Raw genomic sequence first — 13,227 nt, forward strand, 5'->3', positions numbered from 1 at the left:
GATGCGCAAACTCTCTCGCCTGTCCCGTTTCAACATCGCCTCGCTGGCGCTGGGGCTGGCGTTCCTCTATCTGCCGATCCTCATTCTCGTCATCTATTCCTTCAACGCCTCGCGGCTGGTGACGGTGTGGGGCGGCTGGTCGCTGCGCTGGTACCACGAGTTCTTCAACGACCGCGCCATGATCGAGGCGTCCTGGATGAGCCTCAAGGTCGCGGTCTCCTCCGCGAGCATCGCCACGCTGATCGGCACGCTCGCCGCGGTGGCGTTGTCGCGCGGCGAGCGATTCCGCGGTCGCACGCTGTTCTCGGGCATGCTCTACGCTCCGCTGGTGATGCCGGAGGTGATCTCCGGCCTCTCGCTGCTGCTGCTGTTCGTGGCGCTGAACGCCGAGCGCGGCTTCTGGACGGTGACGATCGCACACACCACGCTGACGATGTGCTTCGTCGCCGTTGTCGTACAGTCCCGCCTCGGCTCGCTCGATCGCTCGCTGGAGGAGGCTGCGATGGACCTCGGTTGCGATCCGGTTCGCGCGTTCGTGGCCGTCACGCTGCCGCTGATCGCGCCCGCGATCGTCGCGGGCTGGATGCTCGCCTTCACCCTGTCGCTCGACGATCTCGTGATCGCGAGTTTTACCACCGGCCCGGGCTCGGCGACCTTGCCGATCCGGATCTATTCGGAGGTTCGGCTGGGCGTGAAGCCCGAGATCAACGCGATCTGCACGCTGGTGATCGGCCTGATCGCGGTGGTCATCGTCGTCGCCTCGCTTGCCTCAAAACTATCGAGCTCGCAGGGCGAGAGCGCAGCGCCATTATGAATCGGGGGCGATTATGACATTCGCCTACCAGATCCTGACCCACACGCCGCTCTGGGTTTTCGTCCTGTTTGCCTATCTCGTCTGGCAGGGCATCCAGGCGATGCAGCCGCGTACGACGCCGATCTGGCGTGCGCTGATCGTCCCGGTCGTGTTCATCGTCTGGGGGATATCGCGGATCGGCTTCGGGCACCAGGACGGCGCATGGCCGCTGGTCGCCTGGATCGTGGCGGCTTTGGCGCTGTTTCCCCTTGGGGTGCTGACGCCGCGCCCGTTTGAGGTCGATCACACCACCGGACAAATCATCCGCCCGGGCAGCGCATTCGCCCTGGTCCGCAACCTCATCGTGTTTGTCCTGCAATATGCCGTCGGCGTGATCTCCGCGATCGACGCCAGCGACCGTGCGCTGGCGCTGATCGTCGGCCGTGCTATCTCCGGCGCGACAGCCGGCTATTTCATCGGCTCGACAATCGCATTGCTGATCGCATATCGACGCAAACGCGCAGTGGAGTGATCGGCGCGACCGGGGCGCCCGTATTGAGGCTTCCGGGGTATCTAGGTTAACCGTTCGTATAGCTTATCTGGTTATCGTCGCATCGCTTGGGGAAGTGGGGACGATGAAGCGGCGTTATATTGGTGTGGCCAGCACTGCGCTGGCGTTATTTTGTTTCGCTGTTCGGCCATCGGTTGGCGCGACGCAAATGGTGTCGCTGCTGTACAACGGCTCGCCGCAGTCGCCGCAGCAGATTGGCTCGGACGAATTTCGCCGCAAGCTCGCCGAGATCGCACAGGGCCGCATCATCGTCGATGAACGCGCCGGCAACGCGTTGGGCAGCGAGACGGCGCTCCTTGCCGCTATGCGTAATGGTGTGGTCGACATGGCGACGCTGTCTGGCTCGGTCGTCAGCTCCGCTGTGCCGGAATTCGGTGTCTTCGACGTGCCGTTCCTGTTCCGCGATGCCGCGCAGGCCAAAGCGGTCGCGGACGGGCCGGTCGGGGCTCTGTTCGCCAAACCTTTCGCCGATAAGGGATTGGTGCTGCTCGCGATCGGCAAACAGGGCTTTCGCAACGTCACCAATTCGAAACGGCCGATTCGTTCGCCCGCGGACCTCCAAGGGTTGAAAATCCGCGTCCTGCCGAACGAGGTCTATCAGATGACCTTCAAGGCGCTGGGCGCCGAGGTCGTGCCGATGGAGTTCACGCTGGTGTATTCCGCACTCAAGGACGGCCGCATCGACGGGCAAGAGAATCCGGTCATGACGATTGCCACCAGCCATCTCGAAGAAGTGCAAAAATATGCCAGCCTGACCGGGCATTTCTTTGCCCCTATCGCCTTCGTCGCCAATCGCGATGTGTTCCAGGCCCTTAAGCCCGCCGACCAGGCCGCCCTCATTGCCGCAGCCAAGGCCGGCGCGGAGGCGACCTGGCAGAGTGGTGCCGCGGACGAGACGAAGAAGATCGAGGAGCTGCGCAAGGCCGGCATGGAGATCATCGAGAAGGTCGATCGCCAGCCCTTCATCGATGCCGTGAAGCCCTTGGAGCCGGAATTCGAGAAGCGCTTCGGCAAGGATCTGCTCGCCCGGATCCGGGCTACGCCGTAATTCTCCAGGAAACATCATGAACCTGTCATTGCTCCTGTCGCGCATCGGTATCCGCCCGCGCATCTTCGGCGGCTTCGCGCTGGTCCTGGGTTTCCTCTGCGTGTTGGCGCTGCTCGCCGTGCTGCGGCTGTCCGAGATCGGCGGCACCGTCGGGGAGCTCGTCACTAGCGCTGATGGTGATGCCGGCATGGCGAGGGTGCATGCCGCGCTGCTCTCGTCGAACGTCGCCGTCGAAAAATTCATCCGTACGCGCAATCTCGGCGACCGCGATAGCGCCACGAAGGCGATCGACGGCTTTGGCCAGACCTTTGACCAGGTCGACCAGCAATTCGCGCGCCTGCCGGCTATTGCCGCGGGCCGAAGCGCGCTGGTGGATGCGCTTGGTACCTATCGAAAATCCTTCACGGCGGTCGCCGGCGCGGTCGATCGTCTGCGCAACGCGAGCACCAAAGGCGAGGCGCTCGGCGCCTCGGCAGGCCTCGACGTCGGCGCGATCAATGTGACGCTCGCCAACCAGCCCGACCGTCTGCTCCAGCCGCTGCGTCTGGCCGGCACGGTGGATGCGATGCGCGTCGCGGTGCTGCGTTTCACCATCACCCAGGCCCAGGTCGACGCCGATGACGTTTCGCTGACGATCGGCTATGCGCTGGCCGCGGCTGCCGATAGCGAGGCAGAGATCGCCGATGTCGAGGCGCCGCGACTGAAGAGCCTGATCGCAGCCTTGAAGAAGGTGCTCGCCGATCAATCGGCGACGCTGACGGAGCTGTCTGCCGCGATAGGCGAGCTGCGCAAGGCGCAAGCCGATCTCGTCAAATCCAGCGGTGCGATCGATGCCAAGGCGGCTGAGATCAGCCGGGCCCTCGGCGCGACGCGCACCGAGCAGAGCCGGCTGACGGCTGAATCGGTCGATCAGACCCGCAATCTCGTGTTCACGGTCGCCGCATCCGCGCTCGTCCTGGGCGCATTGCTGGCCTGGCTGATCGGACGCAGCGTGTCGCGGCCAATCGGCCAGATGACCCTGCGCATGCAGAGTCTCGCGGCGGGCGAGCTCGATGAGGCGATCCCGGGTGGCGAGCGCGGCGACGAAATTGGCCATATCGCCGGTGCGGTCGAAGTGTTCCGCCAGAATGCGCAGACGGTCCGGCGCATGGAGCAGGAGGCTGCCGCGCAGCGTGCCGCGGCCGAGACCGAACGTGCATCGATGATGGCTCAGCTTGCCGATCGCTTCGATCGCGGCATGGAGGGCGTCATTGGCGGCGTCTCAAGCCGTGCCGAGGAGATGGGGCAGAGCGCCCAAAGTCTCGCCCGTGTTGCCGAGCGCGGTCGCTCGCTCGCCGAGCAGGTCGCCGCGACATCGGCCCAGGCTTCGTCGAATGTGCAGACCGTTGCGGCCGCGACGCATCAACTCGCCGCCTCCATCAAGGAGATTTCGAGCCAGGTCTCGCGCTCCGTATCGGTGTCGGACAAGGCCAAGGAAGAGGCGTCCCGTACCGAGACGCTGATGCGTGCGCTGTCGGATTCCGCCGAGCGGATCGGCACGGTGGTCCAACTGATCCAGGCGATCGCAAGCCAGACCAATCTCTTGGCTCTCAATGCCACGATTGAATCGGCGCGAGCCGGCGACGCCGGCAAGGGCTTTGCCGTGGTCGCAAACGAAGTGAAGAGCCTTGCAACCCAGACCGCGCGCGCCACCGAAGAGATCGCAGGGCTCGTCGCCGAGATCCAGGGTTCGACCGGACAGTCCGTCGCCGCGATCGGCCAGATCGGCAAAACCATCGCCGAGATGACGGAGATCGCGACGACGATTGCCTCCGCCGTCGAGGAGCAGGGTGCGGCAACCAGCGAGATCGCCCGCAATGTCGAGCAGGCAGCGAACGGCACGGCGGCCGTGACCGACCAGGTCGACGACGTCCGCACCGTGGCCGGAGAGACCGATGCCGGCGCTGAAGCGACGCTCACAGCGGCTTCGGCGTTGCAAGATCAGGCACGCGCGCTCAAGAAAGACGTCGCAGAGTTTCTGCAGACTGTGCGCAAGGCGGGGTAATCAGCGCGACCGGGGTGCCCGTTTCGACGCCTTTGCGCCGGTCATGCGCGACCGCGTTGCGGAGGTCGCGACGGGCCCGGCATATCGCGCGCGCACTGCGCCCTGGACGGCGGCGCCGAGCTGCCGCAGCGCGAGGCCGTTGAGTGGAAACTCGAGCAGGATGTGGATCAGGCTCAGCGCCAGCAGGAACGTGAAGCCGAACGCGTAGTCGTAGAAGTACAGCGCCGTGGACGCGGCACTGGCGGCGATCATGGTTGCGAGCCGTGCCTTCGGCACCTCCGCCCAACGGATCACGTCGGCTTTGATGAACCAGTTGAGGTAGTGATAGGTGTAGACGAAGGCGAGCAGGCTCGTCAGCCTGGTGTCGAGCACGAGGCCGGGCATGCCGAACAGCCGGCCCAGCGCCGGGCCGACATTGCCGAAATAATCCTGTCCGACGCGGGCAAAGCTTGCGATGCGGATTTCGGCCGTCGGCGGCAGCAGCAGGATCGTTGCGATCGCGAGCAGGTAGACGACCACCAGTGCGGCCTGTACCCGGCTGCCGGACCGGTAGGCGCCGAGCACCATGAAGATCAGCGTGAACAGGCAGACGTGGATCAGGGTCGGGATCAGGACGCCGATGACGGCGAGCGACGATCCGCTCGAATACATGATCGCAGACAGCGCGATCGCCACCATGAACAGCAGCATGCTTTCGATGGCCGAGGTGGTCGCCGCCAGCATGGCGCAGACGATCAGCGCGCCCCACATCGCGAAGCCGAACCACGAGGCGTTGTCGATCAGGGCCGCGACCACGGCGACGATCGCGAGCCCAGCCGCGATACCGCGGTGAGGCAGATAATAGCTGCGGTCATGCAGCCAGGAGATCTCGGTGAAATAATGCGCCGGGCCGAGCACGACATAGGCCAACAGCAGCAGCTCGAACGGGACCAGATAGGCGGCTCCGAGTGCCAGCAGCATCAGGCCGAGGTGGAGTGCATCGTTGCTGCGCATGAGGAGCCCGCTGGCTTCGCGGACCACAGGTTAGAGCAGACGCGGACAACTGACAATTGTCCGCGAGCCTGCTCGAACGCTTTGCTTGCTGCGCCCGATCCGCCCCTCGGCGTCAGGACTTCACCGCACCCGCCGTGAGCCCGCCCACCATGTAGCGGCGGAAGGCGTAGTAGATCGCGGCCGGCGGCAGCGCGTAGATGAAGCCGGTCGTCATCAGCAGTTCCCACGGCGAATCGTCGGCGGCGAGGAAGTTGCCGAGCGCCACAGGAAGCGTGATCTCGCGGTCGTTGGAGAGCAGCAGGAACGCGTAGAGATATTCGTTCCAGGCGAGCAGCACCGCATAGGTGCCGATGGCGACCAGCGAGGGCATCATCAGCGGCAAATAGACCAGCCGGAAGATCTGGAGTGTGGTGGCGCCGTCCATGACAGCGGCCTCATCGAGTTCGACCGGCAGCTTGTCGGAAGCCTGCTTCAGCACCCAGATCGCGTAAGGGCTCGCGATCGTCACCATCGCCAGGATCAGCGCCCAGTGATTGTTGAGCAGGCCGTAATTGCCCATGGTGCGGTACATCGGCACGGCGAGAAACGCCGCGGGGATGAAATAGGTGAAGAGCGCCAGATTCATCACGATGCGCCCGCCGGGCACGCGCAGCCGCGAGATCGAGAATGCGGCGGCGGTCGCGATGAACAGCGTCAACACGCCGACGGCTGCCGCGATCACCAGCGAATTCCAGAACTGCACGTAGAAGTCGCGCAGAAAGTAATGCTGCTGCTTGAACACGATCTCGAAGTTGTGGAGCGTCGGATGATCCGGCCACAGCTTGCCCGAGAACGCGTCCTCCTTCGGCGAGATCGCGAACAGGAACATGTGGTAGATCGGTATCATCGTCCACAGGAAGACGGGAATGCCGATCAGGAGCAGCCGCGTTTCGGTCGCGACTTCGCGTAAGGTAGGGAGCTTCATCGCGACAGCCGTTTCATCATGAAGTACATCAGCGGGAGGACGAACGGTATCGCGCAGACGATGGAGGCCATCGCGAGCGAGAGCTGGTCGAGCCGGAGATAGCGGATGCCGAGGGTCGACAGCACATGAGTGAGGTCGGCCGGACCGCCGCCGGTGAGCAGATAGACGCTGTTGAAGTCCCCGAGCGTCCAGATCATCGAGAGCAGCGAGCAGGTGATGTAGAGCGTCTGCAGCGACGGCCAGGTGATGTAGCGGAATTTCTGCCACCAGCTGGCGCCGTCGACCTCGGCGGCCTCGAACAAATCCTGCGCGATCGCAAGCCGGCCGGTCATCAGGATCAGCGTCCAGAACGGCAGCGATTTCCAGATGTGCACGCCGATAGCCATGGTCAGCGCGACCGTCGGGTCATTCAGCCAGTTCGGGCCGTCGTCGCCGGTCAAGTTGAAGATGAGGTGGTTGACCATGCCCCATTCGGGATTGAGCATGAAGCGCACCGACAGGATGGTCGGGATCGACGGCACCGCCCAGGGCAGGATGAAGATCACCGAGAGCCATTTGATCCAGGTGCGCTGCTGCGCGAAGAAGCCGGACAAAAACAGCGCGATCAGCATCTTGATGTTGATGCCGATGACCAGGAAGATCAGCGTGTTGACCGCTGCGCGCGCGAAAATCGGATCGTTGTAGAGTGCGACATAGTTCGACGGAGCCCGCGCCAGCCACAGCCCGTAGCAGACGGGATAGACGACGAAGGCGAGGAAGACGAGCAGATAGGGCGCGATCAGCACGATGCCCCAGACCTGCGGCGTGGTCAGCCGCGGCGACAAGGGCTGCGAGGGGATCGCGTGATCGTCAGAGAGCGTGATCGCCATTCTTCGGACTCTTTAAATGGGCTACCGGCCGCACGAGGCGGCCGGTGTTGGTATTCTCCCTCTCCCCGTAAGAACGGGGAGAGGGAGGGATGGAGTCTAACCCGCGACCTGCTTGATGCGGGCGATCAGTTCGTCGACGGCCTTGTCGACCGGGACCTTCTCGCTGACAACCCGGTTCATCGCCTTGGCCCAGACGTTCTCGTTATTCAGGATCGTGAACTTCCAGTTCTTGGTGAAGTCGAACGGCGCAGTGCCGCCGGTGAACTGGGCGTAGACCGCCTTGCGATGCCTGTCGGCCTGCCAGAACGGGCTCTCCTGGCTCGCCTTGGTCACCGGGAACCAGCGGCCGAGCGCGCCCTCGATATACGGACGGACATTGTCTTCCTGGAGCAGGAAGCTGATGAACTGCTTGGCCTCGGCCTTGTTCTTGGCCGCGGTGAAGACCAACCCGGTCTTGACGTCGGAGCGGTAGCGGATGGTCGAACCATCCGGTGCCTTCGGGAAGGACGCGGTGACGATGTCCTCTCCATAGGCCTTCTTGCCGGCTTCGCGCTGCTCGGGCGTGAGCGCCTGGTTCTGGGAGTCCTCGTACCATTTCGCCGCGATCGAGATCGTGAAATTGTGGGTCATCACGATCGTCTTGTTGTGGAAGGCGACGTTGTTGTCCGGATCCTTCCATGTCGTGGAGGACGGCGGCGTGCAGCCCTTGATATAGGTATCGGTGTAGTCCTTCAGCGCATGAATCAGGCCGTCGCGCACCTTGGGATCGTCGACCAGCAGCTTGCCGTCGTCGTCGACCAGCTTGACGTGATAGGCGTCCATGAAGGTGTAGAACGACTGGAAGGCGTCGGTAGATTCCACGCCCATCGGTTGGCCCACGCCGTAGATGCGCTGGCCGGTGGCTTTGCGGATCCCCGGCTGCACCTTGTCGCACCAGAACGTCCAGTAGCCTTCCCAGTCGGTCGGGATGTCGCTTATCTTGAAGCCGGCCTTGTCCAGCATGTCGCTCCAGATCTCGACATGCATGCTCTGCTGCTTCAGCGGGAAGCCGTAGTAAGCCTTCTTCTTGGTGACGTCGTTGTAGAGGATCGACGCATCCAGCGTGTTTTGCGCGAACCGATCCTTGATCGGCTCCATGACATCGTTGAGATCCTCGAGCTTGCCTTCATAGGCCCATTTGCCCTGCGCCTGGACGTCGTAAGTGTCGGAGTAGGCGACATCGGGCACGGTGCCGGCATCGAGCGCGGCGACCGTCTTCGGAATCATGTCCTGGATCGCGTACTGCGACAATTCGACCTTGATGCCGGTCTTGGCTTCGAACTTCTTGATCGTGTCGAGCAGTGCGTCGTCTTCAGAGCGATAGAAGCCCTTGCCCCACCAGACCGTAATCGTCTTTTGCTGCGCAAATGCGGGTGCAGCGGCTGCAAACAGCCCGGCCGCAGCGACCGCCAATGATACTGCGCCAATAACCTTGGATTTCACGTTTTTCTCCCTCAAGCCGCCGGTGTTTTAACCGGTCGGACAAAACACTAGCGCATGGCCGCTATCCGATCTAGCGGCATGTTGTCAGACCTAGGTCGTGGGGTAGCGGGCTCTGGTGGATGCTTAACGCGGGTATCGATGCGATCGCCGCATCAATGTGGCCGGATCAATTCGCGCGATCGGGGCTGTCCTCAATTGGACTTTGCGTTCTCTTTGGCGTTCTCCGCCGTCGGCGATTCTGCCGGCGCCTGCCGCTTTCCGCCCCCGGTGATGCGCTGCTTCAGGAGGTCGAGGAAGGGAGACGCCGCAGGCGACTGGCGGATCAGGCTTTCGGGGTCGGGGAAGATCAGGGGATCGTCCCAGGGACCCTGCACCATGAACGGCAATTGAAAGCCGGACGTGGTGTTGAGGCTCGCCACACCCTTCATGTCGTATTCACGCGTCGGCACCGACGCGGTGCCGGTCAGCGTGATCTTCGCCGCGGGTCCTTCGATGCGGATGTCCTCGGCGGTGGCGACCCCGTCGGAGAATTTCACCGCGATGGTGAGGTTGTCGTAAGGCGTCGAGCCGTTGCGGAAATTGCCGCCGCCGGACAGCGGCCGGCGCTCCAGCCGCTTCAGGAGCTGTTCGGCATTGAAGCCCGCGATCGCGCCGTCATGCCCGGTCACGGTGGCGGTGCCGTCGAGCGATTGCACCAGGCCGAACGGGCTTGAGCCGGAGGCGAGGAGGGACACGTTGATGTTGCCGCGGCCGGACAGCTTGTTGAGGCCGAACAGTTCGGAGGCACAGGCCTGGAGGTCGACATCGATGAACTGGAATTGCGCCTTGATGTCGGCGACGGTGTCGGAACGCGCGATGCCGAACGAGCCCTTGGCGATGCCGCCATAGACCTGGGCTTCGCCGACCGAGAGCGCCAGCGTGCCGTTGCGCAAATTGGCGCCGATTGCGGTGCGGCCGAGCTTTGTCGGCCCGACCGTCAGTCGCGCCGCCGACAGGCGCATGTCGAGGTCGGTGGTCGACAGCCCGTTGAGATCGAACAGCTGCCTGTTCCAGTCGCGCGCGCCGCTTGCGAGCAGACGGAAGGTCGAGATGTAGGGCGTGAAGTCGAGCGCGTCGGCGGCGAGTGTCGCTTGCAGCGTCTGCCGGCCGTTATTGGCATAGGTCATCACGCCCTCGGCGGTGTTGCCGTCGAGCTCGACATTGACGTTGGTGAGCGCGATCGAGGCGCCGACGACATTGGCGCGCGCCTTCAGCGCGAAGCGGCCGAAGCCGCCGCTGCCGGGCTGCGGCTGGCCGGTCCAGCGCAGCGCATTGCGCAAAGAGGGGCTGTCGATGGTGAGCGTGCCTTCCATCATCGGACTGGTGCGGTTGGCAACGCTGCCGTCGAAGGCGAGCTTGAGCGGGGCGCTGGCGATCCGCGCCTTCAGCCCGGAACGGTCGCCGGAGAGGGCCGCGACGAAATCGGCAAAGCTAATCGAGCCGTCGACGCGCTCGCCGCGCCAGTCGAATTGTCCGGTCGCGGCAAAGGAGCGCGAGATCGAGGGCCAGGCCAGCGACAGGTCGATGTCGTCGAACTGCTCGGTGGCGTGCGTGGCGGCGTCCTCGTAATTGAGCACGCCGTCCTGGATCCTGATCTCGGAGAACGACACCTGGCTGTCGGCGCCGGGCTTCATGGTGCGGGCGATGGTCTGGATGAAGGGCGTCCAGTTGCTCTCGCCGTCCGGCTTCAGGCTGACATGAATGTGCGGCCGCAACAGCGTCAGGTCGGCGATCTCGAACCGTTGCAGCAGCAGCGGCAGCAGCCGGAGATTGGCCGTGAGCACGTCGACATGGAGCGCGGGATCACTGGTGCCGCCGCCCTTCAGGCCGACGTCGTGAAAGGAGATATAGCTCGCCGGCAGCACCGAGATGTCGATCGCACCGGCGACACTGAGCTCGAGCCCGGTGACCTCACGGATCTGGGTTTCCACCGCCTTGCGCAGCGCGTCGCGGTTGATGAGCCAGGAGGTCGCGATCAGGGTGATCAGCACGACGCCGAGCAGCGCCGCGATCGGCGTCCCGAGGCGCTTCATTCCTTGGGCCATGGTCAATGGCATGTCCTGATCGGGTTGGTCGTTGGAGCCAGGAGGGCGGGGCGGGAAAACCTGCGCGCCCCTCGCCCAACCCCCGCAACTTGATGGGTTTTCTTGTCGCTTTCAAGGCCGCGGACGGTTCTGCCCACGGCGTGGGCAGCTTCTACCACCGGGCCGCGGAACGGAGAACCCCGTATCATTGACGGCTTCGGACGATTTCGCCTAATAATCGCCGCCAATAAGGCGCGACGCCTGCAAGCTGACGGCTCAGTCGAGGGTTTTTTGCATGAACAAGGTCTATCCCGACGCCAAGTCGGCGCTTGAGGGCGTTCTCAAGGACAACATGATGATTATGTCGGGCGGCTTCGGCCTCTGCGGCATCGCCGAGGTGCTGTCGGATGCAATCCGCGACTCCGGCGTCAAGGGCCTGACGGTGGTTTCCAACAATGCGGGCGTCGACGGCATCGGGCTCAGCCGCCTCTTGGAAACCCGCCAGATCAAGAAGATGATCTCGTCTTATGTTGGCGAGAACAAGCTGTTCGCGCAGCAATTCCTCGCCGGCGAGCTGGAACTCGAATTCAATCCGCAGGGCACGCTGGCCGAGCGCATCCGCGCCGGCGGCGCTGGCATCCCCGCCTTCTACACCAAGACCGGCGTCGGCACATTGATCGCCGAAGGCAAGGAAGTGAAGGAGTTCGACGGCGAGAAGTACCTGATGGAGCGCGGCCTGTTCGCCGACCTCGCCATCGTCCACGCCTGGAAGGGCGATACCGCCGGCAATTTGATTTACCGCAAGACCGCGCGCAACTTTAACCCGATGATGGCGACCGCCGCCAAGGTCACGGTGGCCGAGGTCGAGCATCTGGTTCCCGCTGGTGAACTCAATCCCGACCACATCCACACGCCCGGCATTTTCGTGAAGCGCATCGTCGAGGTCGGCACGGCCAAGAAGCGCATCGAATTCCGCAACACCCGCCCGCGCACGGCAGCTTAGGCGCATGATCCGGAGAAGTGGGCACCGGTTTTCCGACAAGATCATGCGCAAACATAAGACTTCAGGAGAATAAGATGGCCTGGACCCGTGAACAGATGGCCGCGCGCGCAGCGAAGGAATTGCGTGACGGCTACTACGTGAATCTCGGCATCGGCATCCCGACGCTGGTCTCGAACTACATCCCTGATGGCGTCGATGTCAGCCTCCAGAGTGAGAACGGCATGCTCGGCATGGGCCCGTTCCCCTATGAGGGCGAAGAGGACGCCGATCTCATCAATGCCGGCAAGCAGACCGTGAGCGAATTGCCGACGACCTCGTATTTCTCCTCGGCCGATTCCTTCGGCATGATCCGCGGCGGCCACATGGATCTCTCGATCCTCGGCGCCATGCAGGTGGCCCAGAACGGCGATCTCGCCAACTGGATGATCCCCGGCAAGATGGTCAAGGGCATGGGCGGCGCGATGGATCTCGTCGCCGGCGTCAAGCGCGTCGTCGTGGTGATGGAGCATTCCGCCAAGGACGGCGCCAAGCTGCTCAAGCAGTGCAATTTGCCGCTGACCGGCGAGCGCGTGGTCGACATGGTCGTCACCGATCTCGCCGTCTTCACCATCGACAAGCACGGTGACGGCGGTATGGCGCTGATCGAGCTCGCCGACGGCGTCTCGCTCGACGAGGTCAAGTCCAAGACCGAAGCCGAATTCCGCGTCGCGCTGAAGAACACGTAAGGTCGTCAATGGGGCGCGCATGACGATACGGTCAGCGCGTCCCGACGACGCCGATTTCATTGCAAGAACCATCCTGTCGTCGCAGCGCGGCTATCGGTCGCGCGGCTGGTTCGACGTTGCGCTCGGCTGGCCAGAAGCACAGTGCCTCGATTTTATCTCGTGCGTCGCGGTCGCACGCGCGGTGTCGATGTGGCATGTCTCGCAATTCCTGGTCGCGGAGGTCGATGGCAGGCCGGGCGCCGCGCTCTGCGCCGTGCCGGCGGCGGGTACGGGACCGGCAGCTTGGCGCGCGATCGAGGAAGTTGCAGCCGCAATCCGGCTTGCTGCGCCTGAACTGGAAGCGATCCGTCAACGCGGCGCCTATACACGCGCGTGCTGGGTTCAGGGTGGCGAGGGCGACTGGATGATCGAGTATGTCGCAACCGATCCCGCTTATCGCGGCCGCGGCCTGGTGCAGGCGTTGATTGCGCACGCGCTGGATACCGGGCGAGCGGCCGGATTTGCCCGGGCGACGATATCATTCCTGATTGGCAATGAGCCAGCCGAGCGCGCCTACGCCAAGGCCGGTTTTGTCTTTGCAGAGGAGAAGCGGGACCCGGATTTCGAGGCGATCATCGGAGCACCCGGCTTTCGCATGTTCGCGCGGGCGATGTGATCGGCGTTGTCGCGCCG

12 protein-coding genes are annotated in these 13,227 nt (G+C 63.8%); 7 read left to right on the forward strand and 5 right to left on the reverse strand.

Translation table 11 applies throughout. The annotated features are described in order from the left end of the window. Position 1 precedes the first annotated feature (1 nt). The 4 genes from UP06_RS11920 to UP06_RS11935 all read left to right on the forward strand — a co-directional run bounded on the left by UP06_RS11920 (position 2) and on the right by UP06_RS11935 (position 4,456). A complete protein-coding gene (locus UP06_RS11920) occupies positions 2-814 on the forward strand; it encodes an ABC transporter permease (protein ID WP_045002763.1) in 813 nt (270 codons plus the stop codon). Between the two features lie 13 nt (positions 815-827). Then, positions 828-1,325, forward strand: a complete 498-nt coding sequence (locus UP06_RS11925; protein ID WP_045002764.1) for a DUF6622 family protein — start codon at positions 828-830, stop codon at positions 1,323-1,325. Between the two features lie 103 nt (positions 1,326-1,428). Next, positions 1,429-2,412: a TRAP transporter substrate-binding protein gene (locus UP06_RS11930; protein WP_045002765.1), complete on the forward strand. Its 984-nt coding sequence runs from the start codon at positions 1,429-1,431 to the stop codon at positions 2,410-2,412. 16 nt (positions 2,413-2,428) lie between these two features. Continuing rightward, positions 2,429-4,456, forward strand: a complete 2,028-nt coding sequence (locus tag UP06_RS11935; RefSeq protein ID WP_045002766.1) for a methyl-accepting chemotaxis protein — start codon at positions 2,429-2,431, stop codon at positions 4,454-4,456. On the opposite strand, the gene UP06_RS11940 is transcribed toward UP06_RS11935, so the two are convergent. The 5 genes from UP06_RS11940 to UP06_RS11960 form a co-directional block, all read right to left on the reverse strand. Beyond that, a complete protein-coding gene (locus UP06_RS11940) occupies positions 4,457-5,449 on the reverse strand; it encodes a hypothetical protein (protein WP_045002808.1) in 993 nt (330 codons plus the stop codon). Between the two features lie 112 nt (positions 5,450-5,561). Continuing rightward, the gene (locus UP06_RS11945) at positions 5,562-6,413 is read right to left on the reverse strand and encodes a carbohydrate ABC transporter permease (protein WP_045002767.1); all 852 of its coding nucleotides are present in this window, start codon (positions 6,411-6,413) and stop codon (positions 5,562-5,564) included. Beyond that, complete coding sequence (locus UP06_RS11950; protein ID WP_045002768.1) at positions 6,410-7,282, reverse strand: carbohydrate ABC transporter permease; 873 nt, start codon at positions 7,280-7,282, stop codon at positions 6,410-6,412. Before UP06_RS11950 ends, UP06_RS11945 begins: the two co-directional genes overlap by 4 nt. A gap of 96 nt (positions 7,283-7,378) precedes the next feature. Continuing rightward, positions 7,379-8,764: an ABC transporter substrate-binding protein gene (locus UP06_RS11955; protein ID WP_045002769.1), complete on the reverse strand. Its 1,386-nt coding sequence runs from the start codon at positions 8,762-8,764 to the stop codon at positions 7,379-7,381. 191 nt (positions 8,765-8,955) lie between these two features. Further along, complete coding sequence (locus tag UP06_RS11960; RefSeq protein WP_045002770.1) at positions 8,956-10,848, reverse strand: AsmA family protein; 1,893 nt, start codon at positions 10,846-10,848, stop codon at positions 8,956-8,958. A 274-nt stretch (positions 10,849-11,122) separates the two neighbouring features. Here UP06_RS11960 and UP06_RS11965 point away from each other — a divergent pair, with 274 nt between their 5' ends. The 3 genes from UP06_RS11965 to UP06_RS11975 all read left to right on the forward strand — a co-directional run bounded on the left by UP06_RS11965 (position 11,123) and on the right by UP06_RS11975 (position 13,210). After that, on the forward strand, positions 11,123-11,830 hold the full coding sequence (locus UP06_RS11965; protein ID WP_045002771.1) for a CoA transferase subunit A: 708 nt from the start codon (positions 11,123-11,125) through the stop codon (positions 11,828-11,830). 74 nt (positions 11,831-11,904) lie between these two features. Continuing rightward, positions 11,905-12,555, forward strand: a complete 651-nt coding sequence (locus UP06_RS11970) for a 3-oxoacid CoA-transferase subunit B (protein WP_045002772.1) — start codon at positions 11,905-11,907, stop codon at positions 12,553-12,555. Positions 12,556-12,574: 19 nt separating this feature from the next. Continuing rightward, positions 12,575-13,210, forward strand: coding sequence for a GNAT family N-acetyltransferase (locus tag UP06_RS11975; protein ID WP_045002773.1), 636 nt, complete (start codon positions 12,575-12,577; stop codon positions 13,208-13,210). The last annotated feature ends 17 nt before the right edge of the window (positions 13,211-13,227 follow it).

Origin of the sequence: Bradyrhizobium sp. LTSP857, from assembly GCF_000938285.1 — a bacterium.
Lineage (GTDB): Bacteria > Pseudomonadota > Alphaproteobacteria > Rhizobiales > Xanthobacteraceae > Bradyrhizobium.